This window comes from Shewanella sp. 38A_GOM-205m (assembly GCF_000518445.1).
Taxonomy (GTDB): domain Bacteria; phylum Pseudomonadota; class Gammaproteobacteria; order Enterobacterales; family Shewanellaceae; genus Shewanella; species Shewanella algae.
Genome location: NZ_JADP01000005.1, coordinates 79,584 through 101,923 on the forward strand (window position 1 = coordinate 79,584; position 22,340 = coordinate 101,923).

At 53.8% G+C, this 22,340-nt stretch carries 19 protein-coding genes; 9 read left to right on the plus strand and 10 right to left on the minus strand.

Annotation, left to right across the window (positions count from 1 at the left end; all coding sequences use genetic code 11):
- Positions 1 to 73: 73 nt before the first annotated feature.
- Positions 74 to 1,270 carry a tyrosine--tRNA ligase gene (gene tyrS, locus N512_RS0106270; protein WP_028779769.1) on the plus strand — a complete coding sequence of 399 codons (1,197 nt, stop codon included), beginning with the start codon at positions 74 to 76 and terminating at the stop codon, positions 1,268 to 1,270.
- A 100-nt stretch (positions 1,271 to 1,370) separates the two neighbouring features.
- Here the strand turns inward: tyrS and N512_RS0106275 are convergent, their stop codons facing one another.
- The 8 genes from N512_RS0106275 to gltB form a co-directional block, all read right to left on the minus strand.
- Positions 1,371 to 1,802, minus strand: a complete 432-nt coding sequence (locus N512_RS0106275) for a hypothetical protein (RefSeq protein WP_025010532.1) — start codon at positions 1,800 to 1,802, stop codon at positions 1,371 to 1,373.
- A 90-nt stretch (positions 1,803 to 1,892) separates the two neighbouring features.
- Positions 1,893 to 2,366: a nuclear transport factor 2 family protein gene (locus N512_RS0106280; protein WP_028779770.1), complete on the minus strand. Its 474-nt coding sequence runs from the start codon at positions 2,364 to 2,366 to the stop codon at positions 1,893 to 1,895.
- Positions 2,367 to 2,368: 2 nt separating this feature from the next.
- The gene (locus N512_RS0106285; protein WP_028779771.1) at positions 2,369 to 2,992 is read right to left on the minus strand and encodes a trimeric intracellular cation channel family protein; all 624 of its coding nucleotides are present in this window, start codon (positions 2,990 to 2,992) and stop codon (positions 2,369 to 2,371) included.
- Positions 2,992 to 3,366: a DUF2721 domain-containing protein gene (locus tag N512_RS0106290; RefSeq protein WP_025010535.1), complete on the minus strand. Its 375-nt coding sequence runs from the start codon at positions 3,364 to 3,366 to the stop codon at positions 2,992 to 2,994. Before N512_RS0106290 ends, N512_RS0106285 begins: the two co-directional genes overlap by 1 nt.
- A 70-nt stretch (positions 3,367 to 3,436) precedes the next feature.
- Positions 3,437 to 4,426, minus strand: coding sequence for a cobalamin biosynthesis protein CobD/CbiB (locus N512_RS0106295; protein WP_028779772.1), 990 nt, complete (start codon positions 4,424 to 4,426; stop codon positions 3,437 to 3,439).
- Between the two features lie 19 nt (positions 4,427 to 4,445).
- Positions 4,446 to 5,138, minus strand: a complete 693-nt coding sequence (locus N512_RS0106300; protein WP_025010537.1) for a 5'-methylthioadenosine/adenosylhomocysteine nucleosidase — start codon at positions 5,136 to 5,138, stop codon at positions 4,446 to 4,448.
- A 218-nt stretch (positions 5,139 to 5,356) separates the two neighbouring features.
- Complete coding sequence (locus N512_RS0106305; protein WP_028779773.1) at positions 5,357 to 6,763, minus strand: FAD-dependent oxidoreductase; 1,407 nt, start codon at positions 6,761 to 6,763, stop codon at positions 5,357 to 5,359.
- Between the two features lie 6 nt (positions 6,764 to 6,769).
- A complete protein-coding gene (gene gltB / locus N512_RS0106310) occupies positions 6,770 to 11,218 on the minus strand; it encodes a glutamate synthase large subunit (protein WP_028779774.1) in 4,449 nt (1,482 codons plus the stop codon).
- 500 nt (positions 11,219 to 11,718) lie between these two features.
- Between gltB and N512_RS0106315 the strand changes: the two genes are divergently transcribed.
- From N512_RS0106315 to oxyR, 3 genes are all read left to right on the plus strand, one after another.
- Entirely contained in the window at positions 11,719 to 12,639 is a 921-nt protein-coding gene (locus N512_RS0106315) for a TIGR01212 family radical SAM protein (protein WP_025887834.1), read from the plus strand.
- Positions 12,640 to 12,787: 148 nt separating this feature from the next.
- The gene (locus N512_RS0106320; RefSeq protein ID WP_025010539.1) at positions 12,788 to 13,153 is read left to right on the plus strand and encodes an Hpt domain-containing protein; all 366 of its coding nucleotides are present in this window, start codon (positions 12,788 to 12,790) and stop codon (positions 13,151 to 13,153) included.
- A 257-nt stretch (positions 13,154 to 13,410) separates the two neighbouring features.
- Positions 13,411 to 14,319: a hydrogen peroxide-inducible genes transcriptional activator OxyR gene (gene oxyR / locus N512_RS0106325; RefSeq protein WP_028779775.1), complete on the plus strand. Its 909-nt coding sequence runs from the start codon at positions 13,411 to 13,413 to the stop codon at positions 14,317 to 14,319.
- Between the two features lie 51 nt (positions 14,320 to 14,370).
- Here the strand turns inward: oxyR and N512_RS0106330 are convergent, their stop codons facing one another.
- Together N512_RS0106330 and mutH are read right to left on the minus strand one after the other, a co-directional pair.
- Entirely contained in the window at positions 14,371 to 15,453 is a 1,083-nt protein-coding gene (locus N512_RS0106330; RefSeq protein WP_025010540.1) for an adenylate/guanylate cyclase domain-containing protein, read from the minus strand.
- Positions 15,454 to 15,576: 123 nt separating this feature from the next.
- Complete coding sequence (mutH, locus tag N512_RS0106335; protein ID WP_028779776.1) at positions 15,577 to 16,251, minus strand: DNA mismatch repair endonuclease MutH; 675 nt, start codon at positions 16,249 to 16,251, stop codon at positions 15,577 to 15,579.
- 697 nt (positions 16,252 to 16,948) lie between these two features.
- On the opposite strand from mutH, the gene rppH reads away from it, so the two are divergent.
- From rppH to thyA, 5 genes are read left to right on the plus strand one after another with little or no spacing between them, the layout of a single operon-like run.
- A complete protein-coding gene (rppH, locus tag N512_RS0106340) occupies positions 16,949 to 17,473 on the plus strand; it encodes an RNA pyrophosphohydrolase (RefSeq protein ID WP_025010542.1) in 525 nt (174 codons plus the stop codon).
- A 25-nt stretch (positions 17,474 to 17,498) separates the two neighbouring features.
- Entirely contained in the window at positions 17,499 to 19,733 is a 2,235-nt protein-coding gene (ptsP, locus tag N512_RS0106345) for a phosphoenolpyruvate--protein phosphotransferase (protein WP_028779777.1), read from the plus strand.
- 49 nt (positions 19,734 to 19,782) lie between these two features.
- The gene (locus N512_RS0106350) at positions 19,783 to 20,583 is read left to right on the plus strand and encodes a sulfite exporter TauE/SafE family protein (RefSeq protein ID WP_028779778.1); all 801 of its coding nucleotides are present in this window, start codon (positions 19,783 to 19,785) and stop codon (positions 20,581 to 20,583) included.
- 37 nt (positions 20,584 to 20,620) lie between these two features.
- Positions 20,621 to 21,448, plus strand: a complete 828-nt coding sequence (gene lgt / locus N512_RS0106355; protein WP_028779779.1) for a prolipoprotein diacylglyceryl transferase — start codon at positions 20,621 to 20,623, stop codon at positions 21,446 to 21,448.
- The gene (gene thyA / locus N512_RS0106360; RefSeq protein WP_028779780.1) at positions 21,448 to 22,242 is read left to right on the plus strand and encodes a thymidylate synthase; all 795 of its coding nucleotides are present in this window, start codon (positions 21,448 to 21,450) and stop codon (positions 22,240 to 22,242) included. Before lgt ends, thyA begins: the two co-directional genes overlap by 1 nt.
- The last annotated feature ends 98 nt before the right edge of the window (positions 22,243 to 22,340 follow it).

Below are 22,340 nucleotides of genomic sequence, written 5' to 3' on the forward strand. Positions count from 1 at the left end.
ACTTTCATTTAGGCTGGCTAACAAGTAACATAAGTCTCTTTGAATTTGAAGAGCCTTGGGAGTTGTTGGCGAGATGGCTGATTTAGCACAAATAATGGCGGAAATTAAACGTGGTACCGACGAGATTTTGCTCGAAGCGGATCTGCTGGAAAAGCTGAAAGAAGGTCGACCACTGAAAATCAAGTTGGGTGCTGACCCGACTGCGCCGGACATTCACCTTGGCCATACCGTAATTCTCAACAAACTCAGACTGTTCCAGGACCTGGGACACGAGGTTATCTTCCTCATCGGTGACTTTACCGGTATGGTCGGCGACCCGAGTGGCAAGAACAGCACTCGCCCGCCACTGACCCGTGAGCAGGTGCTGGCCAACGCCGAGACCTATAAGGAACAGGTGTTCAAGATTCTAGATCCTGCCAAGACCCGGATTGAGTTCAACTCCAGCTGGTTGGAAGATCTCGGCGCTGCCGGCATGATCCGTCTGGCCTCCCGTCAGACAGTGGCCCGCATGATGGAGCGCGACGACTTCAAGAAGCGTTATGCCTCGGGTCAATCGATTGCTATCCACGAATTTATGTACCCATTGCTGCAGGGATATGACTCAGTGGCGCTGAATGCCGATGTCGAACTGGGCGGTACAGATCAGAAGTTCAACCTGCTGATGGGCCGTGAGTTGCAGAAAGCTGAGGGCATGAAGCCACAGGCGGTGATCATGATGCCACTGCTGGAAGGGCTGGACGGCGTGAAGAAGATGTCCAAGTCTGCCGGAAACTATATAGGTGTCAGCGAAGCTCCGGATGAGATGTTCGGTAAGATAATGTCCATCTCAGATGAGTTGATGTGGCGTTATTTGGAACTGCTGTCTTTCCGTGCACTGACTGAAATCGAGCAGTTCAAGGCCGATGTCGAAGCCGGTGCCAACCCCAGGGATATCAAGATAGCCCTGGCGAAAGAGATTATCGGTCGCTTCCACAGTGAAGAAGCAGCCGAGGCTGCCCATCAAGCCTTTATCAATCGTTTCCAAAAGGGTGCCATGCCGGACGATATTCCCGAGCTGACTCTGGAAGCCGGTGAAGGACTGGCGATTGCCAATCTGCTGAAAGAGGCGGGTCTGGTTGGTTCAACCTCCGATGCCATGCGAATGATCAAACAAGGTGCGGTGAAGATGGATGGTGACAAGCTTGAAGACAGCAAGCTGGTACTGAACGCCGGCACATGCGCGGTATTCCAGGTCGGCAAGCGTAAGTTTGCCAAGGTAACACTGGCCTGAGCCCAAAGTACTTCAATTTAGTACTTCAATCTAAGCGCTTGTTTTAGCCATTAAAATATCAAACCCGGCACTGCCGGGTTTTTTCTTGCCTGTATCAGGCTCAGTGTTTGTGAGGCGGGCTGCAGTTGTCGGTACCAAAGTAGACCTTGTTCTGGCAGCGCCAACTGAGCACGGCTTTTTCCACTGACCAGTCGCCGGCATTGTTATCGAGCGCCAGAATAAGCAGCATCTGAGGATGCCCTTCCTGGGTGCTGACATTGTAGGTCAGGGTCTTGCCGTGAGAGTGACTGATGCGAACGAACTTAAAGGCCGAGCCTGAGTATTGGCGGCTGATCCCTTCAGGATCTTGACTCCAGGGAGCCTGTTGATGTTGCGCCTGCAACAGCTTTTGATTGAAACGGTTTACAGGTTGTGCAGCGTAGGAAACCACCAGAGGTGGTTCAAACTTTTCTTCGGCATTGAATGCTGCCTGGGCCTGAGTCATCAAAGGGAAACACAGGGGCAGGGCAGCCAGTACGGATAAGCGACTCATCTTTACCTCTCGGATCAGAGTGAACCCTGATCTCGCTGTTGGCACTCAGGGGGTTGGACAGTAAAAAACAGGCCGGGTTCCCGGTAAGGATTATTGAGCCGAGAGTTGGTCCGCCATGGTCTGATAGTCCATCAGATCCATATGTTCTTTAACCCTGTGATTAAGGGTATCCAGCTTTAGCGTGGTCACTCCGGGAATGGCGATGTCTATGATTTTGCCCGGTTTGCCGAATTGCTCTCCCGGACCCTTGTAGTGATAGTTGCCTATCATCACCACCAGAGAGCCAGAGTTGAACATGTGCTCTATGTTGAATTGATACTCGAGCACGCCGCGGTGGGCCCGCTCCAGAAACTCTATGATGTGCCTGCCGCCCGTGTATTTGCGATCTGCGGTTTTGTCGTTGAAGACACTGTCGCGATTGTAAAAAGTCGCCAGCTCATCATAGTCGTGGGTGGTCAGGGCATGGATATAGTGCACGGCCATCTGCTGCTCCGGCGGCATATCGCCGCTGTTGGCCAGCAATGGTGAGCTTAACAATGCCAGGATCAACCCCAAATAACGCACAATCATTCTCTCTTGGTCTTCAAGTCAAACGCAGGTAACGACAGGTGCCAACGTATGGCGGCCAGACGCATTATCAAGGCTGTGATAAAAGCCAGCATCAGCGCCGCCTCGGCGTCGAGTTTCAGCTGTAGGCTGCCGGTGTACACCAGACCGCCCAGAATAGATGCCGTGGCGTAGATTTCGGTACGCAGCACCATGGGGATCCGGCGGCAAAGCAGATCCCGAATAATGCCTCCTCCCACTCCGGTGATCAAGCCCATGACTACGGCTATCATGCCGCCGTATTCCATTGTCAGAGCCTTCTGGGCGCCGATAACGGTAAAGAGTGCCAGGCCGACGGCATCGGCTATGGCAAGGCTAGATGGGGGCAAACGCCAGGGCCGGCGCACCAGAATCAAGGTCAATACCACGGTCAGCAGTATCACGTAGAGATAGTTGTGGTCATGAAGCCAGAATACCGGAGCGCCCAGAATCGTGTCTCTGAGGGTGCCGCCGCCGATGGCGGTGACCGCTGCCAGCACCAAAACACCGAATGGATCCATCCTGTGCCGGCCGGCAGCCAGAGCGCCGGAAAGGGCGAATACGGCGGTACCAAACAGATCCAGGCTATAGACCCACAGTGTCATTAGCTCATCTCTTTGAGATGAATGTTGAGGGCATCAACCGAGATACGGATTTCAATCACCGACAGGATCAAGGAATACAGCAGCAACAGCAAACTGGCGCCGAAAATTACCGAGCCTGTGGTATTGAAGCCAAGATAGATAAAAATCATACACAGCACGCACAGGGCGAAGCTGGTGACACCGGCCTCCTGCATGCGGCGGATGATAACGATGCGGCGGCGCAGGTTTTTCAGCTGTTCGGCCGCAACGGGTTTATCACCGCCACTCAGGGTGCGGATCAAGGCGGCCAGCGAGAAAAATCTGTTGGTATAGGCCAGCAGTAGCAGGGAAATAGCCGGAAACAGCAGTGCCGGGGTCGTCAAAGAGATATGCATATTGTCCAGCACGGCAGTTTTCTCAGTGGCAAGCGGGGAATGAAGGCATTATAAGGAGAAAATGAATAATTTAAAGCGTTTGTGAATAACGTAACAAAACCCAAATCAGAGGTAACAATACGACGAAAGCAAACCAGATGGCGAAGGTGCGAAATGTCAGTGAAATCGCCTTGGGAATGGTCTTGTGATCCGGCACTGGGCCCGGGCCCACTTTCTCCACCTGAACCTTGATGCCGGAATACTTTTGTGGTCCGCCAAGCTCTGTCATCAATACATACGCCGCCATGGTTGCCACCTGGAAGTTAAAGCCGATGGGAAAGCGGCTGTGAGGTGTTTGCCAAAGCAGTTTCAGTGCCTGGGGGCCGCCCTGAATCGCCAGGGTAAAACGCCACAGCTGCGCCGGGATATACAGCAGCACCTGATTGGCCAGAAACACGGGCCGACCGAAGAAACGGTATTGTGGATCCAGACACCACCAGCTTTGCTCCAGCTGTTTTAACATTCTCACCAACAGCACCATGGGCGCGCCGGCGAGGCAGAAGAAAAACACCACAGTAACAGTGCCGTGAATGGGAGTGGTGACCAGCTTTTCTATGGTAGCCTTGGCGATGCCAGCCTCGGATAGTTCGGCAGTGTCGCGGGCGACCCAGGGGGAGAGCAACTCTCTGGCGGCCGGTTTGTCTCCCCGCCTGATGGCCTGGTATATCTCTTCGGCTTCCTGAATGAAACAGGCATCGTTGAGACATAGATAGAGGATCAAAAACTCAAAGAACCAGGGGAATGCCGCCAGTTCCAGCAGGAAGGTGATGATTAACCAAAATGGCAGCACCAGCAGCAAAATGGCCAGAGAGCCGGCAATCAGCTGCTGCCTTTCGTCTCTGTCGCCCCGTTTGACCTTGGCGGCCAGTGACTTGGCCAGGTGGCTCAACCAGGCCAGAGGTTGAAAAGCCTGGGGCAGCGGCGCCAATCGCGCCAGTAATAAGGCAAAAAACAGCACCAGAAACCCCTGAATAAGGGGCCCGTCTAAGGTCAGCAGCTGCTCGTAGAAGGGCAGGCTCATGGGCTCCGGTGCTCCTTAATTAAAGGTGATGCAGCATGCCTATGACCATCAGGGCCGAGTGATGCCCCGCCTTGACCAGATAGGCATCAAAGTCGACCGGAGAGTCATTGTTGGCATTATCGGACAGAGAGCGGATCACCACAAAGGGCACGCCGAACTGATGACACACCTGAGCAATGGCCGCGCCTTCCATTTCACAGGCGGCCATGGTGGGGAAATGCTTCAGCATGACGGCGGTGCGCTCGGGATCGCAAATAAAGCTGTCACCTGTGCAGATAAGGCCTTCAATGGCTTTGACCTCTCCTAAACCTGCGATAGCCTGTTTGGCCGCCAGCATCAGCTTGTGATCAGGGATAAAGGCTACGGGTTGCTGCGCCATCTGGCCCATCTCATAGCCAAAGGCGGTGACATCGACATCGTGGTAGCGGACTTCATCGGAAATCACTATGTCACCTATCTGCAGCGCATCGACAAATCCACCGGCCGAGCCGGTATTGATGACCGCATCCGGGGCGAACTTTTCAATCAACAGACTGGTCGCTATGCTGGCGGCAACCTTGCCTATGCCGGAGCGGGTAACTATGACTTCTTTGCCAACCAGAGTGCCGCTGACAAATTCAATGCCGGCAACCTTGCTGTGCTGTGGGTTTTCCAAAGAGGCAATCAGGTGAGCAACTTCCGGCTCCATGGCGCCGATAATACCGATTTTCATGGCTTAACCTTCTTTAAATGTCTTGAGTGAGCCTGAGGGCGGCTTAATATAGCACAAGCCAAGGATGGTGCGAATAAGTCAGCCGGTGACAGCCTGGTCGCTGAAGTCAGGCCGCATGTAATAAACGGCTTTGGCTGCGCTATTCCCGGAGTGTAGAACAGATGAAAAAAAGCGCACCCGGGAGGTGGGTTCCCGGATGCGCTCAAAGTGTTGAGTTGTCAGCTGAGGAAGTTGAGTATCCCAAGCGCCGCATCACGTCCTTCGGCGATGGCGGTGACCACCAGATCTGAACCCCTGACCATGTCACCACCGGCAAACACTTTAGGATTGCTGGTTTGGAACGGATTGGCCGCTTCTTTCTCGGCTTTTACCCGGCCCCATTGATCCAGGGCGATATCAAACTCGGCAAACCAGGGCGCCGGGCTGGGTTGGAAACCGAAGGCTACAATCACGGCGTCGGCCTCCAGCAACTGATCGCTGCCCGGGATGGGCTCAGGACGCCGACGACCGCTGGCATCGGCGTTGCCGAGCGCGGTTTCGACAAATTCGACTCCCTTGACCTTGCCATCGTCTGTAGCAATCGCCACCGGCTGGCGGTTGAACAGGAACTCGACCCCTTCTTCGCGGGCATTTTGCACCTCACGGCGCGAACCCGGCATATTCTCCTCGTCGCGGCGATAGGCACAGATAACAGATTCGGCGCCTTGGCGCACCGCCGTGCGCACACAGTCCATGGCGGTATCACCGCCGCCGAGTACTACCACCTTCTGGCCCTTGAGGTCGATGTAGGGCTGCGCCGGATCGGCTTGCCCCATCAATTCACGGGTGTTGGCAATCAGGTAGGGCAGGGCCTGAATAACCCCTTCGGCCTCTTCACCGGGCAGGCCCGCCTGCATGGCGTTATAGGTACCCATGCCGAGGAACACGGCATCGAAGTCCGCCAGCAACTCGGCAAAGGGAATATCCTGGCCGACTGTGACGCCGAGGTGGAACTCTATCCCCATGCCTTCCATCACGCTGCGGCGGGTAGCCATCACTGACTTGTCGAGCTTAAAGGCGGGAATGCCATAGGTCAGCAGGCCGCCTATCTGAGGGTACTTGTCAAAGACCACCGCCTTGACTCCGTTGCGGGCCAGGATATCGGCGCAGCCAAGACCGGCCGGCCCCGCGCCTATGATAGCGACCCGCTCGCTTCTGGGCGTCACTTGGCTCATGTCCGGGCGCCAGCCTTGGGCGATGGCGGTATCCGTGATGTATTTTTCCACATTACCTATGGTGACGGCGCCGAAATCATCATTCAGGGTACAGGCGCCTTCACAGAGCCTGTCCTGCGGGCAGACTCGGCCGCAGACCTCCGGCAGGGTATTGGTTTCATGCACCAGGTCTGCCGCTTCCAGGATACGTCCCTGTTTGGCCAGCTTGAGCCAGTTGGGAATATAGTTGTGCAGCGGGCACTTCCACTCGCAGTAAGGGTTACCACAGTCCAGGCAGCGGTCGGCCTGCTGGTCGACCTGCGCCTGGGCAAAGGGTTGGTAAATCTCAATAAACTCTGTCTTGCGGCGTGAGATAGCCTGCTTGCTCGGGTCGATACGACCCACTTCAATAAACTGAAAATCGTTACTCATGCTCGCTTACCCCGCTTTTACGGCCAGTTCCGGGCTCGGTTGTTCCAGTTTGAGCAGATCCGAAACCTGAATATTCTTGGGCTTGACCAGGACAAAACAATCGAGCCAGTTGTCAAACTCGCTGAGAATGGCACTGGCGTGTTCACTGCCGGTCTCGGCCACATGCTGCTCTATCAGCCCTTTGAGGTGTTGTTGATGAATCGGCGACTCCAGCTTGAGGGTGTCGACCAGTTCGGTATTGACCCTACGGTTGAAGCGGCCGAATTGGTCGAACACATAGGCGAAACCGCCGGTCATACCGGCGCCAAAGTTGACGCCCGTGGTACCCAGCACCACCACTATGCCGCCTGTCATATATTCACAGCCGTTGTCACCGACCCCTTCAACTACCGCCAGCGCTCCTGAATTTCTGACCGCGAAACGCTCACCGGCCCGTCCCGCCGCAAACAGCTTGCCGCCGGTGGCACCATAGAGACAGGTATTACCGACAATGGCGCTGCGCTCGGATTGGAAGGCGCTGCCGAGCGGCGGATAGATGGCGATTTTGCCGCCGGACATACCTTTACCCACATAGTCGTTGGCGTCGCCGCACAGTGACAGCTCGAGTCCAGGGCTGTTCCAGACCCCGAAACTCTGACCGGCGCTGCCGTTGAAGCTGAGCCTTATCGGCTTGGGACAGCCTTTTACGCCCCAGGTTGCCGCGATATGGCCCGAAAGCGCGGCGCCTACCGAGCGGTCGGTATTATTGATGGGGAAGCAGACATCGAAACCTTCGCCCTTGGTGGCGCGCTCGGCGCACTTGGCCAGCAGTTCCTGGTTCAGGCTGCCGGGATCTGCCGGCGTGTTGGTCTCTTTCCAGGTCAGACTGGTGCTTGGCAATACTTCGGGTTTGAACAGGATAGGGGTCAGATCCAGTCCCTGCTGCTTGGCGGTCTGGCCTTCGATGGCCTGCAGCCAATCGCTGCGTCCTACCAATTGTTCAAACTCACTGACCCCCAGCTTGGCCATCCATTCACGCACCTCTTCGGCGACAAACTCAAAGTAAGTCATCACTCGCTCGGGCAAGCCATGATAGTGCTTGTCTCTCAAGGTCTTGTCTTGAGTGGCGACCCCGGTGGCACAGTTGTTGAGGTGGCAGATACGCAGGTATTTGCAGCCGAGCGCTATCATGGGCACAGTGCCAAAGCCGAAGCTTTCGGCACCCAGTAAGGCCGCCTTGATAACATCTGTGCCAGTCTTGAGACCACCATCCACCTGCAGGCGTATTTTGTGTCGCAGACCATTGGCCACCAGAGACTGGTGAACTTCGGCAAGGCCCAGCTCCCAAGGACTACCGGCATACTTGACCGAGGTCAGCGGGCTGGCGCCTGTGCCGCCATCGTAGCCGGAAACAGTAATCATATCGGCATAGGCCTTGGCAACCCCTGTGGCTATGGTGCCAACGCCCGGCTCAGAGACCAGCTTGACCGAGATAAGTGCTCTGGGGTTTATCTGCTTGAGGTCGAAGATCAGCTGCGCCAAATCCTCGATAGAGTAAATATCGTGGTGCGGCGGCGGTGAAATCAGCGTCACGCCCGGGCGGGCATGCCTGAGGCCGGCGATTTCAACACTGACCTTATGACCGGGCAGCTGACCGCCTTCACCGGGCTTGGCACCCTGGGCGACCTTGATCTGCAACACTTCGGCGTTAATCAGATAATGGGCGGTGACCCCAAAGCGGCCAGAGGCTATCTGCTTGATGGCCGAATTGCGCTCGCTGTTGAATCGGCGGGCATCTTCGCCGCCTTCGCCCGAGTTTGAGCGACCGCCGAGACGATTCATGGCGATGGCCAGCGCTTCGTGAGCTTCCGGGCTCAGGGCGCCGATACTCATGGCGGCGCTGTCGAATCTGGGGAAGAGTGTCTTGGCCCCTTCCACATCCTTGAGCGCTATGCTCTCGCGCTGCTGTTTGATGCTCAGCAGATCCCTCAAGGTGGCAACCGGCCTTTGGTCTACCAACTCGGCAAACCGTTTGTAGAGGGGGTAATCCACCTCTTTCAGAGCTTGTTGCAAGGTGTTGACCACCTCCGGGTTGAAGCAGTGGTATTCGCCGCCCTCAACATACTTGAGCAAACCGCCCTGCGGCAGCGGCACATGGGGGCGGAAGGCCGCCTGACTCAGCAGTTGCTGATCGGCTTCTATGCCATCGAAACCCACACCCTGAATACGGCTGACCACGCCGTTGAAGCATTGTTTAATGACCTCGTCGGCCAGGCCTATGGCCTCAAACTGCTGGCTGCAGCGATAGGAGGCGACTGTGCTGATCCCCATCTTGGACATGATCTTGCGCAGCCCCTTTTCAATGCCGTAGCGGAAGTTGAGCATCAGATTGACGATATCCTCGGCCTGATGGCGCTTGGCGAGTTCGGCAATGGACTCGTACACCAGATAGGGGTAAATGGCCGTAGCGCCAAAGCCCAGCAGTACCGCGAAATGGTGCGGATCCCGGGCCGAGGCTGTTTCCATTATGATGTTGGTGTCACAGCGCAGGCTCTTGTTCACCAGCATCTGTTGCACTGAACCTACCGCCATGGCGGCCGGAATGACCAGGGTATCTTTGCTGACGGCGCGATCCGAGAGCACTATCAGGGTGGTGCCGGTGCGTGCCAGGCGCTCGGCTTCATCCGTGATCCGTTTGATTGCCTGACTCAGGCCTTCGGAGGCCGGATAGTTAAGGTCAACCTTGTTGGCACGGTAATAGGTGCTGTCCAGACTCAGCAGTTGGTTGAAGTCACTGAACAGCAAGATAGGCGAGTTGAACATCACCCGATAGGCGTGTCCCGTGGTTTCGTTGAACAGGTTCTGCTCGCGGCCGATACAGGTGGCCAGCGACATCACATGTTTCTCCCGCAGCGGGTCGATTGGCGGGTTGGTGACCTGGGCAAACTTTTGCCGGAAATAGTCATACAGTGAGCGCTGTTTCTTCGACAGCACTGCCATCGGGGTGTCGTCGCCCATGGAGCCGGTGGCTTCTTCGCCTTTGCTGGCCAGTACCCAGATCACTTGCTCCAGCTCTTCTCGGCTGTAGCCGAACAGCTTCTGGTACTGCAGCAAAGTGCCCTGGTTGAATTCACTGACGCCCTGATCCTGCGGCGACAGTTGCTCAGCCGGCACCAGAGTCTGACTATTCTTTGCCATCCACTCCTTATAGGGGTGACGACGTTTGAGGTCGTTATCGATTTCGAATGACTGATAAAGACGGCCGCTGAGAGTGTCGAGCACCAAAAGTTCACCCGGGCCGACCCGGCCTTTTTCAATCACTTCATCCGGGCCATAGTCCCAGATACCCACTTCCGAGGCCAGAGTGAGAATTCTGTCTTTGGTGATCACATAGCGTGATGGCCGCAGCCCATTGCGATCAACCGCGCAGGCGGCGTGGCGACCGTTGGTCATGACTATCCCTGCCGGGCCATCCCAAGGCTCCATATGCATGGAGTTAAAGTCATAGAAGGCCTTGAGCTCTTCATCCATCTCGGGGTTACTCTGCCATGCAGGCGGGATAAGCAAACGCATGGCGCGGTAAAGGTCCATGCCGCCGGCCAGCAGCATCTCCAGCATGTTGTCCAGTGACGACGAATCTGAGCCGGTTTCATTGACAAACGGGGCGGCCTGCTGCAAGTCAGGCAGCAGCGGTGAATTGAACTTGTAAGCCCGCGCCCGAGCCCATTGGCGGTTACCCGTGATGGTATTGATCTCGCCATTGTGGGCCAGAAAACGGAACGGCTGTGCCAGTGGCCACTTGGGTGAGGTGTTGGTCGAGAAGCGCTGGTGGAACAGGCAGATAGAGCTTTGCAGCCTAATATCGGCCAGATCCGGATAAAAGGCCGGCAGATCGGCCGGCATCATCAAGCCTTTGTAGACAATGACCTGGCCGGAAAGGCTGGCTACATAAAAGTCTTTATCCTGGGTCAATTGCTGCTCGAGGCGGCGCCGAGCCATATAGAGGCGCCGCTCCAGATCTTTTTCACGCCAGCCAATGGGAGCATTGATGAGCACTTGCCAAATTTGCGGCAAACTGGACTTGCCTATCTCGCCGAGCACTTCCGGGTTAACCGGAACCGGACGCCAGCCGGCAATACTCAGGGTCTCTTTCTCCAGTTCCCGCTCGAGCAATATTCTGGCTTCGGCTGCCAGGGTTTCGTCCTGGTTTAAAAACAGCATGCCAACGGCGAACTTACGGCTGAGATGCCAGCCCTGTTCGGCCGCAATGGCCTCAAAGAATCCTGTGGGCATTTGCATCAGCAAACCGCAACCGTCGCCAGTGCGTCCGTCAGCTGCAATACCACCACGATGTTTCATGCGGTCGAGGCCATGGATTGCCGTGCGAACAATGCGATGGCTGGCTTCGCCATCCATCTGGGCTATCAATCCAAAACCACAGTTATCCCGCTCGAAACTGGGATGATACAAGCTCATACAAAACCTCCCTTAACATCACTATTACTACTCGGGAGAGAGTACCAAACTCTATAGATATGCACCCGAACCATCCAAATTATCCTGAGACTTGCTAAAGGTCAAACCTAAATATTGCATATATTTGATGATATTTGGGGTGTTTCATACAGAATCTTTAATTGCATTACGTTAACGTAAACTGAAAATTGAGCTGTATAACACTATGAATGAAAAGAAAATCTACTTTGGGGTGATTTGGTGTTCACTTAATTTTAACAAATGGCCTCGAATTATCCTTGCAGAAGAAAAACTGATTTCCAGCCTGATCGTCTCTTGCGTTAAAAAATTGCCTGAAGTGACTAAATATTCACAAAAGTGTGAGCTGGATCGGGTTGCATCCAATCGAATTGGTCTTCGATCACCAGCAAAAGCAGCAGTCATTTGTGACATAAATTGACCTGGAGCAGAGCGGCCCTGAACAGGAGTCGTTAGACTGGCGACTTTTTTGAGAGAAGCAAATGGGACTGGACGACTTTGTCACTACCTTTGGTCAATACTGCCGGCAACAATTTGGTCAACGGTTACAAAAGCTGACTCTGGATGCGCGTTTTACCTGTCCCAATCGCGACGGAACTCTGGGGCGCGGTGGTTGCACTTTCTGTAATGTCGCATCCTTCAGTCATGAACATGGAACCGACTTGTCGATTGCGGCTCAGCTCGAGGCCGGCAAACAGAAGATGCAGGCAAAGGCTTCGCGGTTTTTGGCTTACTTCCAGGCTTATACCAGTACCTATGAAGAGTATGCCGAGCTCAAGCGTAAATACGATGAGGCGCTGCAGAGCGAGCAGGTAGTGGGTTTGTGTGTCGGTACCCGCCCGGATTGCGTACCGGATAGAGTGCTTGATCTGCTGGCGCAATATCAACAAAACGGCAGTGAAGTCTGGTTGGAGCTGGGTTTACAGAGTGCTCACGATGCCACGCTCAAGCGGATTAACCGTGGCCATGACTTTGCCGTCTATCAGGACGCCGTCTTACGAGCCCGTAGTCGCGGACTCAAGGTGTGTACTCATCTGATCCTCGGACTCCCGGGAGAAGGTATGACGGAGCATCTACAAACTCTGGATGCGGTTTTGGACTCTGGAGTGGATGGTCTTAAACTGCACCCCCTGCATATAGTGGCCGGCAGTACCATGGCCAAGGCCTGGGAAGCGGGCAGGTTGCAGCCGCCGACACTGGAGGAGTATGTTATCAGTGCGGCGCAGTTGATCCGTCATACGCCAAAAGAGATAGTGTTTCATCGGGTGACCGCCTATGCCAGTCGTCCCGTGTTGCTGGCGCCGGATTGGTGCGCTCAGCGCTGGATAGGTTTGGTAGCACTGGTGGATGAGTTGGCGGCCAAGGGCGGGCAGGGCTCTGGGTTAATCAATTTAAATCAATAGCCTATAAACTTTTGTATGAGTTGTTCTCGCTTTTTGTATCACTAATGTTAAATGCAAGAAAGTTTTGACCCGTTTGACGCCTATAAGTTGCACCTGCAATTTTAGCGGGTATGATGTGGTAAATCTGACACATTCGAGGAGCGCCTTCATGGCCACAACTGAACTGGATACTATCTTAGATCTCAATACCCTGGAGCAGTACTGTAGTGCTATAGGTGCCGGCACCTTACTCAAGAGTGTGGTGTTATTTGAACAGTTGCTGCCAGAGTATGTCGCGAACCTGCAAAAGGCCGAGGCAGCCGGAGACAAGGATACCCTGTGTGCCGAGGCTCACAAGTTCAAAGGTGCTGCCGGCTCTGTAGGATTGAAACGGATCCAACAGACAGCACAGCAACTGCAACACGGTGAAGAAGCAGAATGGGAAGCCGGGCACAAAGAGTGGCTGACAATCATTGTTGAACATGCCGGTGAAGATCTGCAGCAACTTAAGTCTTTCCTCGAAGCCAAAGCATAAATTCCGGCCTTGGGTGCCGGAGAGAAACTCCGGCGCTGCCAAGGTACTCAGAAACTCCCGCCACTACCCCTTTTCTAATACCTGAACCTTAGCCGTCAAGGCATGGTTTTCTGCTATTTCCGCTTCAGCAATGGATTTCTTACCTGGATGATTTATCGCCTCGGTCACACTCCTGATCTGATACTGCTGCTCGGCAGACTTTTTGTGTTAGATTAGATAGAACTTTCTAATGCATTACTTAATTGGTAATCGACAAAATGAAACACTTACCCAGTTTGAAAAACCTCTATTATCTGGTGAATCTGCATCAGGAGCAGAACTTCAACCGGGCGGCCAAGGTGTGCCATGTGAGCCAATCGACACTCTCCAGCGGGATCCAGAATCTGGAAGAGCAGTTGGGCTATCAGCTGATCGAGCGGGACCACAAGTCCTTTATGTTTACTGCTATTGGTGAAGAAGTGGTGCAGCGTTCGCTGAAGATTCTGACCGATGTCGACGATTTGGTGGAGCTGGTGAAGAACCAGGGCGCACCCATGACAGGGGAGATTCGGCTTGGCTGTATTCCCACCATTGCTCCGTTCCTGCTGAGCCGTGTAGTTAAGCAGTGCCAGAAGTCCTATCCGGATCTGAGTCTGCTGCTGAAAGAGGACACCACAGAGCGTTTGTTGACTGCCTTGGGTAAGGGCGAGCTGGATCTGTTGTTGTTGGCTCTGCCGGCCGATACTTCCGGCTATCACAGCATGAAGGTGGGTATAGACCCTTTCAAGATGGTGGTGCACAAGGACTTGTCTGCCGATATTCATGAACCGGTGGACTATCAGGCGCTGCCGGATGAGAGTATTTTTCTGTTGCAGAGTGAGCACTGCATTACCGGTCATGCCATCAGTGCCTGCCAGCTGGGTGACAGCGCCAAGGTCAATCCTTTCGCCGCCACCAGTCTGCATACCTTGGTACAGATGGTGAACAGTAAACTGGGCACGACTTTCCTGCCGCAGATGGCGATAGATGCAGGGATATTGAAAGACACGGATCTTGCGGTGATGAGCCCTCCAGGGGAGGCACCATTTCGTGAGATAGGCTTGGTGTGGCGTCAGACAACCAGCCGGATCCTGACCTTCAGAACTTTGGGGTTGGAGATCCAGCAGCTGCTGCAGCAGCAGGTTTAGGCTTGGATTCAATCCATATCAATAAAAAACGGCCCTTTGATGGGCCGTTTTTTATGACTGATTACCTTGTTTGGGCTTAACCCCGAAAACTTCAATGGAGTGTTGTTTTCCCTTGAGCTTGACCGGTCCCAGATTGGTGAGCTGATACTCACTGTCGTCGTTTTCCAGCCTCGCTACCAGCGCGCCGGAGAGCAGCATCCTTTGTCCTAAGGGATTACACTGATCCTGCAGTCTCGCCAAGGTGTTGAGCACGTCGCTGAAGAAACTGATCTCCTGTTTTTGCACCCCAACCACGGCTGCAACCACTTGGCCGCAATGAGCTGCCGCCTTGAACTTGGGAACAAAGCCGTAATGTTCTTCAAAATAGCGTCGCTGCCAATTGAGCTGCTGGCTGAATTCAAAGTAGATGTTCATGCATCTGTCGTTGATGATGCCGTCTTCCAATGGCCAGTGAATGAGCACAGCGTCACCCATGTAACGATAGATCTCGGCATCATTGTTGGTGACTGTGTCGGAAAGTAAGCTGAAGCTGTCCTGGATCAGTCGACTGAAGCGGTAATCCCCCAGAGATTCGGCATGGGTGGTGGAAGCCACCATATCGAGATAGAGAAACAGTCGCTGCTCGTATCTGGGCTTATGATACTTACCCAGACCTATATTCAGCAGGATCCTGGGCCCCACCAGCAGGGCCATCTGTTCGATAAAGGCGAGCCCGACCCGTACGACCACCAGATAGATGATTAGCGCCTGGAATGAGGGGCTATAGAGGATATGCACTGTCAGCATCTGTCTCAAGGTCGCCATATGGTTCTCTATGGCCCACATATTGAGGTACTGGGTCATATAAGCCAAAGTAGTGGCGCCCAAGAGCAGAAACAGCCCTTTGAAGATGACGGAGAAGACGTAGGGCAGGCGATTGATGGCACTGAAATCGGCTATCAAGTTCGACATCCAATGCAGACTGCCGAAAATTACTCCCATGTAGGCGGCCAGGGTCGCGAGATCCGCCGAGCCGACAGCCCACTGAGGCAGCTCAGTGGTTTGGGCATAGCGAAAAAATACAAAAGCTGCCATGGCTCCCGTCCATGCCATAATGGCAAACAGAAGCTTTTTGGCCTGGCGACGCGCTCTCACGAGGTGAAATCTATCCTAAATTTAAGGGGCCTTCTCAGGATGCGCTAGTTTATAGAATATACCCCTCTGATTTCCAGTGGTAATTGTGATCTTAATCAAGGCAAGTGCGGATTAGAGTCGATATCAGCCAAAAAAGCGCTCAAGTAGTCCTTTGGTGAACTGGGTCTTGAGATAAAAGCCCCTTGGGTTTGTCATCTGGATACTGCCGTCTTCGGCAATACTTTCGGTCAACACTTTGCTGTTGGCCGCCTTGGGTCTGAGCTGTAATACCTCACCGTGCCTGGCGGTGATCTTGCTGACTTTGCCCATGCTGATAAGCTCCATGATCTCTTCCCAGTCCTGGCGCAATAGCCTGTCTTCCTCTGTGCTGGGTTCCCACAGCAGCGGTGAGCCGATACGTCGAACACCCGGAGAAAGTTCTCTGTCTCCCTGAACCGGGATCCACAGCACCCGCTGCAACTTGTGATACACCAGACTCTGTTCCCAGCGCAGTCCTGAGATATTGGTCAGCGGCGCGACACAAACATAGGTGGTTTCCAGCGGCATGCCGCGCTCACCTATCGGGATACTCTTAAGCTCGACCCCAAGATGCAGGAAGTCTTGTTCAGGTTTGGAGCCCGCTGTCGCCCCCAATGCCAGTTCCAGCAGTTGTCCGGTCCAACCTTTGTCGCGGCGAAAGTCTCTTGGCACGGCTACCCCTAAGGATTCGGCGAGCTGTCCCAGCGTCAGCCCGGCGATATCATCAGCGCGCTGCAGTAGTTGTGCCAATGAGCTTGGCGGCATGATATTGGTTTTCATGGCGCTGATTTTACCTGAGCGGCACTGGATAACAAGGTTGTACAAAAACCGACCGCCACTGTGCAAACCAAGCCAATCTCCTATGTGCAGGTTTGTATCTTAATGTTTTTATTGGCTAAAGTGTTTTTGGTTGACCGCCGAATAATGGTTTTCCTGAGTTACTCGCCGATTTCCCCTGTGTTGCCAACAAACTTATCCACAGCATTTTGGGATAACTGAGTATTTTTGGCTTCAATAAAGCAAATAATGGTGAGTGTCAACCGGGTTTTGGCACCATTTTGGACCTTTAAGCCGAGTTTTTGTCCATGGGGTGTGAATAAAGTTTTGTGATATTGCCCGCAAGTTGGTTCTGATTACTCGTTGGTTAAAAAGTGCTCTGTTGATAGGGTTGCTGTTGATTGCTTTCTTTTTTATATGTCTATCTATTTGTATTTAAAGTTATTTTGTTTTGATTCTTACTTTTGTGCTTAGACTGTAAGGGTTGCAAAAAACAGCGTTTCCAGAAGTTCAGTCGAGTTTCAAACAGAGATATCCACAGTTTTTGTGGATATCCACTCAAACATGGCAGAGCAGTTGTTGATAAAGTGGAAAACTCCATTTGCTTATCCAGAGAAAAAGCCGTAAATAGAGAATTGCTGCCGACGTGGGATTGTGAAACAATCGAATCATTGAAATTTATCGCTTTTTCGGAGTCCATGTGATTGACAGCGACGGTTTTCGCGCAAATGTGGGCATCATTATCTGTAACAGATTTGGCCAAGTAATGTGGGCCAGGCGTTTCGGTCAGCACTCCTGGCAGTTTCCCCAAGGGGGATTGGATGACGGTGAATCCGCTGAAGATGCCATGTATCGAGAGCTGTATGAAGAAGTAGGGCTCAGGCCGGAACATGTGCAGATACTGACATCCACCCGCTCCTGGTTGCGATACAGATTGCCAAAGCGTTTGGTGCGTCAGGACAGCAAGCCTGTCTGTATCGGCCAAAAGCAGAAATGGTTTTTGCTCCAGCTCAAGAGTCAGGACAGTGCCGTCAACTTGAATTCGTCCGGCCATCCTGAGTTCGATGACTGGCGCTGGGTAAGTTATTGGTACCCTGTGCGTCAGGTCGTATCTTTTAAACGTGACGTCTACCGTAAGGTTATGAAAGAGTTCGCCACCACGGCTCTGGCATTGCAGACACGGGAGCCTTCTCGCCGACGGGGACGACAAAGAGCAGCAGGCTGAGGTTTGATATCGAAAGGGGGAACAGGTGTTAAACACGCTCAGGGATATTACTCAGGCAGTTGCGGCCGCAAGGGATCTTGAGGCTGCCCTTGAGCTATTGGTCGGTCAAATAAAGGCCGCCATGAGCACTCAGTGTTGTTCTATCTATATTCTGGATAAAAATGAGTTGGTCCTCTCCGCCACAGATGGCTTGGAACCCAGTGCCGTCGGCCGGGTTCGCATGCCGTTGACCGAAGGTCTGGTAGGCCTGGTTGCCGAGCGTGAAGAAGCTATCAACCTTGCTGATGCCAGAGCCCATCCCAGATTCAAACTGTTTCCCGAAGTGGCCGAAGAGGAATATCGCGCCTTTCTCGCCGCACCCATTATCTATCAGAAACAGTTGCTTGGCGTCATAGTGGTGCAGCAGCCCAGTGCCCGTCAGTTCAGTGAAGGGGAAGAAGCCTTTCTAATGACGCTGGCGGCGCAGTTGGCCATGGCCATTCGCGGCCTCAAACAAAAAGCCAGCGTCAAGGAAGATCAGCTGCAAATCCTGTTTCAGGGCACGCCGGCCTCCAATGGTATTGCCATTGCCCATGCTTTGGTGCTGGGCGGGCAGATATCCCTGGAGCAGCCGGATCAAACCGCAGCAGATATCCCCAATGAGCTTGAGCGCCTCAAGACAGCAATCGAGCGTTGCCGTAACACCCTGAGCACCCTGGCACAGCGTTTTGACCGTGAGCAGGATGAAGAGGTGGTATCTATCTTCTCGGCGCTGCAACTCTTGCTGGAAGAGGCCAGCCTTGGGGGCGAATATCGCGATGAGGTGCTTGCGGGTTGGTGCGCCGAGTCCGCGGTCAGTCGCGTGTCTTTGCGTTACATCACCCAGTTTATGGCGATGGAAGACCCCTATCTCAAGGAGCGGGCCAGCGATATCCGTGACTTGGGGCAGAAGGTGCTGCGCCAGTTGATTGAGCCGGAACGGTTGGAGCTCAATGCCGATAAGCCGGTTATTCTGGTGACCCGTGAGGCGGATACCACCTTGCTGGCCGAGTTTCCGCGGCAAAAGTTGGCCGGGATAGTGACAGAGCTTGGCGGGGTCAACTCCCATGCCGCTATTCTGGCCCGGGCGCTGGGTGTACCGGCCATCACAGGGGTCGACCAGGTCTTGGCTGCCGACATCGACAAGAAGCTTTTGGTGCTCAATGCCACCCGCGGTCAGCTAATGGTGTCGCCGTCTCCGGCCGTGGTCGGTGAGTACCGCAGTTTATTGTCTGCCGAGAGAGCGTTGCAGCGGCAATACGCCAGAGAGCTGAACCTGCCGGCCGAGACGGTCGACGGCAAACGTATTCATCTGTATATGAACGCAGGGTTACTCAGTGGTTTGGCCTCGGAAATTGCCGAAGGCGCCGATGGTATTGGGTTGTATCGCACCGAAATCCCCTTCATGTTACAGCAGCGCTTTCCCAGCGAGTCTGAGCAGGTAAAGGTGTATCGCCAGGTGCTGGAGGCGGCGTCCGGTCGGCCCGTGGTGATGCGCACCCTGGATGTGGGCGGAGACAAACCCTTGCCTTATTTCCCCATCAAGGAGGAAAACCCATTTTTGGGCTGGCGTGGCATTCGCTTGTCGCTGGACCATCCCGAGCTGTTTCTGGTGCAAATTCGCGCCATGCTCCAGGCCAGCGGCAGCGGTGAGCAACTGCATATTTTGCTGCCCATGGTCAGTAATCTCGATGAGATAGACCAATCGCTGGAATATATCGAACAGGCTTATTCCGAGCTTAAGTCGGATGTGAACCCTGAGCTGAAAAGACCCAAGATCGGCATTATGCTGGAGGTGCCGGCGCTGCTGTTTCAACTGGATGAAGTCGCCAAGCGTGTTGATTTTGTTTCCGTCGGCAGCAACGACCTGACCCAATATCTGTTGGCGGTAGATCGCAACAACCCCAGGGTCAGCGCCCTGTTTGACAGCTATCATCCTGGAATATTGCGTTCACTGAAACAGGCGCGGGAGACCTGCCGTCAATATGGCCTAGGTGCCAGTGTCTGTGGCGAATTGGCCGGTGAACCCGGCGGCGCTTTGCTGCTTGTCGCCATGGGCTATAACCGCCTGAGTATGAACCAGGGGTGTTTGGCCAGGATCAATTATCTGCTGCGGCGAGTGCGCAGCAGTGAACTCGAGCAGTTGTTGGCCGAGGCGCTGACACTCAGGAGCGGCAGTGAAGTCCGGCAACTGGTGCACGATTATTTGGGGCAAAGAGAGCTGGCGGCCATTCTCAATTGAACCTGCCGTGGCGGGTGTATGGAATAACAACAAGAATTAAGGAACCTCTGTGGACACATTTCTCTGGGTATTCGGTGTTTGTCTGGCGTTGGGGGCCTTTGTCGGCTTTATGGCCGGCTTGTTGGGGATAGGCGGTGGTCTTATTGTGGTGCCGGCGCTGTTGTATATTTTACCCAAGGTGGGAGTTCCCGCCGCGCAGTTGCCCCATGTTGCCATTGCCACTTCGTTGGCGGCCATCATTTTGACCTCTTTTTCATCGGCCCGCGCCCATCACATCCACGGCAATATTCCCTGGCCACTGTTTAAATCCATGTTGCCTGGTCTGGCGCTGGGGGCCTTGTGTTCGGGGTTTATCGCCGAATTGATCCCGGCCGATGATCTGCGCCGTGCCTTTGCTGTGTTTGTAATATTAATGGCCGTCCAGATGGCATTTCCTTTTCGTCCATCGGCGAAAGAGGGCTTGCCGCCATTTCCCGTTTTACTCATAGTCTCGGCGATTATTGCCATTATTGCCGCCTTGATGGGCATTGGTGGTGGGGTACTTTTGGTGCCTTTCCTCACCTGGTGTGGGCTGCAGATGCGTCAGGCGGTGGGTTTTTCATCGGCTACCGGCCTTATCATCGCCCTTTGGGGGAGTTTAGGGTATGTTATCGCAGGCTGGAACGCCCCGGATATGCCAAGCGGCACTCTGGGATACGTTTACCTGCCGGCTTTGGTGGGCATTATTGCCTCCTCAATGTTGGTGGCGCCGCTGGGTGTAAAAGCGGCCAGCACATTGCCGACGCCGGTATTGAAGAAAATATTTGCACTTTTATTGGTTGTTGTGGGTCTTAAACTTATCCTGGCCTGATCTGCGCCGTAGTTAATTTAGGAATCGTCTTTCTGTTATGGCTTTAGAATTTCCCAATATTGATCCTGTGATCGTCTCTTTTGGCCCCTTTGAGCTGTTCGGCCAGACTTTTGAACCGGCATTACGTTGGTATGGTTTCATGTACCTGCTGGGCTTTTTGGCCGCTATGATACTGCTCAACCGTATGGCTGACAGATCCAAAGGGTTATGGAGCCGCGAACAGGTATCGGATCTGCTGTTTTATGCTTTTCTCGGGGTGATCCTGGGGGGCCGCATAGGTTATGTGCTTGTCTACCATCTGGATTTCTTTATTGCCGACCCCTTGTACCTATTCAAGATCAGTGAAGGCGGCATGTCCTTCCACGGCGGCTTGATGGGGGTTATTCTGGCCATGCTCTACATCGCCTGGAAACAGAAGCGCAGCTTCTTCGCGGTGGCGGATATGGTGGCCCCCGTGGTGCCCATTGGCCTGGGCGCCGGGCGTCTTGGTAACTTTATCAATGGCGAGCTTTGGGGCCGAGTCACAGATGTACCTTGGGCAATAGTGTTTCCTTCCGGCGGCCCCGAACCTCGTCACCCTTCGCAGCTGTATCAATTTGCCCTCGAAGGGGTAGCGCTGTTTATTTTGCTGCAATGGTTCAGCAGACGCAGTCCCAAGACAGGAGCCGTGTCCGGGATGTTTTTGCTCGGCTATGGTATCTTCCGCTGCATAGTGGAAACGGTCAGACAGCCGGATGCCCAACTCGGGCTTTATTTGGGCTTTTTGACCATGGGACAGATACTGTCAATGCCCATGATCCTCTTTGGACTCTATCTGTTAATGCGTAATACGCCGCAGGCCGGCGTGGTGAAGGACAAGCAGTAATGCAGCAATATCTTGATTTAATGCAACATATTTTAGATTCCGGTACCGATAAGAGTGACCGTACCGGCACGGGAACCCGCTCTGTATTTGGCTACCAAATGCGTTTTGACCTCAGTAAGGGATTCCCCTTGGTGACCACCAAGAAATGCCATCTGCGCTCCATCATCCATGAGCTACTCTGGTTCCTGAAAGGGGACACCAATGTTGCCTATCTGCATGAAAACAAAGTGACGATTTGGGATGAGTGGGCCGATGAGTCCGGTAATCTGGGGCCGGTTTACGGCGCTCAGTGGCGCAGTTGGCCAACGCCCGATGGTGGTCATATCGATCAGATCACTCAGGTGATAGAGCAGATTAAGTCACAGCCGGATTCCAGACGTTTGATTGTCTCGGCCTGGAATGTCTCCGAGCTCGACAAGATGGCGCTGGCACCTTGTCATGCCTTCTTCCAGTTTTATGTAGCCGATGGCAAGTTGTCCTGTCAGCTGTATCAGCGCAGCTGTGATGTATTCCTGGGACTGCCGTTCAATATCGCCAGCTACGCCTTGTTGACCATGATGGTAGCGCAACAGTGTGACCTCGAATTGGGCGATTTTGTCTGGACCGGCGGTGATACCCACCTTTACTCCAATCATATGGAGCAAACGGCGCTGCAACTCAGCCGTGAGCCCAAGCCTTTGCCGCAAATGAAAATAACCCGTAAACCTGAATCAATTTTTGACTACCGATTCGAAGATTTCGAGTTGTCCGGTTACGAACCTCATCCTCATATTAAGGCGCCTGTCGCTATCTAAACCGGGTTTTTCGTGGAATACTTCGCATATCTCGAGGTATTCCTTAGAAACTTTCGATTATACTTACTTAAATCCATCTACTACACTCAAACCAATTA

Excerpts from the sequence above, each read along its gene's own strand:
- tyrS (WP_028779769.1), top strand. The coding sequence starts at position 74 with ATGGCTGATTTAGCACAAATAATGGCGGAAATTAAACGTGGTACCGAC.
- N512_RS0106275 (WP_025010532.1), bottom strand. The coding sequence starts at position 1,802 with ATGAGTCGCTTATCCGTACTGGCTGCCCTGCCCCTGTGTTTCCCTTTG.
- N512_RS0106285 (WP_028779771.1), bottom strand. The coding sequence starts at position 2,992 with ATGACACTGTGGGTCTATAGCCTGGATCTGTTTGGTACCGCCGTATTC.
- N512_RS0106290 (WP_025010535.1), bottom strand. The coding sequence starts at position 3,366 with ATGCATATCTCTTTGACGACCCCGGCACTGCTGTTTCCGGCTATTTCC.
- N512_RS0106295 (WP_028779772.1), bottom strand. The coding sequence starts at position 4,426 with ATGAGCCTGCCCTTCTACGAGCAGCTGCTGACCTTAGACGGGCCCCTT.
- N512_RS0106300 (WP_025010537.1), bottom strand. The coding sequence starts at position 5,138 with ATGAAAATCGGTATTATCGGCGCCATGGAGCCGGAAGTTGCTCACCTG.
- N512_RS0106305 (WP_028779773.1), bottom strand. The coding sequence starts at position 6,763 with ATGAGTAACGATTTTCAGTTTATTGAAGTGGGTCGTATCGACCCGAGC.
- gltB (WP_028779774.1), bottom strand. The coding sequence starts at position 11,218 with ATGAGCTTGTATCATCCCAGTTTCGAGCGGGATAACTGTGGTTTTGGA.
- N512_RS0106315 (WP_025887834.1), top strand. The coding sequence starts at position 11,719 with ATGGGACTGGACGACTTTGTCACTACCTTTGGTCAATACTGCCGGCAA.
- N512_RS0106320 (WP_025010539.1), top strand. The coding sequence starts at position 12,788 with ATGGCCACAACTGAACTGGATACTATCTTAGATCTCAATACCCTGGAG.
- oxyR (WP_028779775.1), top strand. The coding sequence starts at position 13,411 with ATGAAACACTTACCCAGTTTGAAAAACCTCTATTATCTGGTGAATCTG.
- mutH (WP_028779776.1), bottom strand. The coding sequence starts at position 16,251 with ATGAAAACCAATATCATGCCGCCAAGCTCATTGGCACAACTACTGCAG.
- lgt (WP_028779779.1), top strand. The coding sequence starts at position 20,621 with ATGGCTTTAGAATTTCCCAATATTGATCCTGTGATCGTCTCTTTTGGC.
- thyA (WP_028779780.1), top strand. The coding sequence starts at position 21,448 with ATGCAGCAATATCTTGATTTAATGCAACATATTTTAGATTCCGGTACC.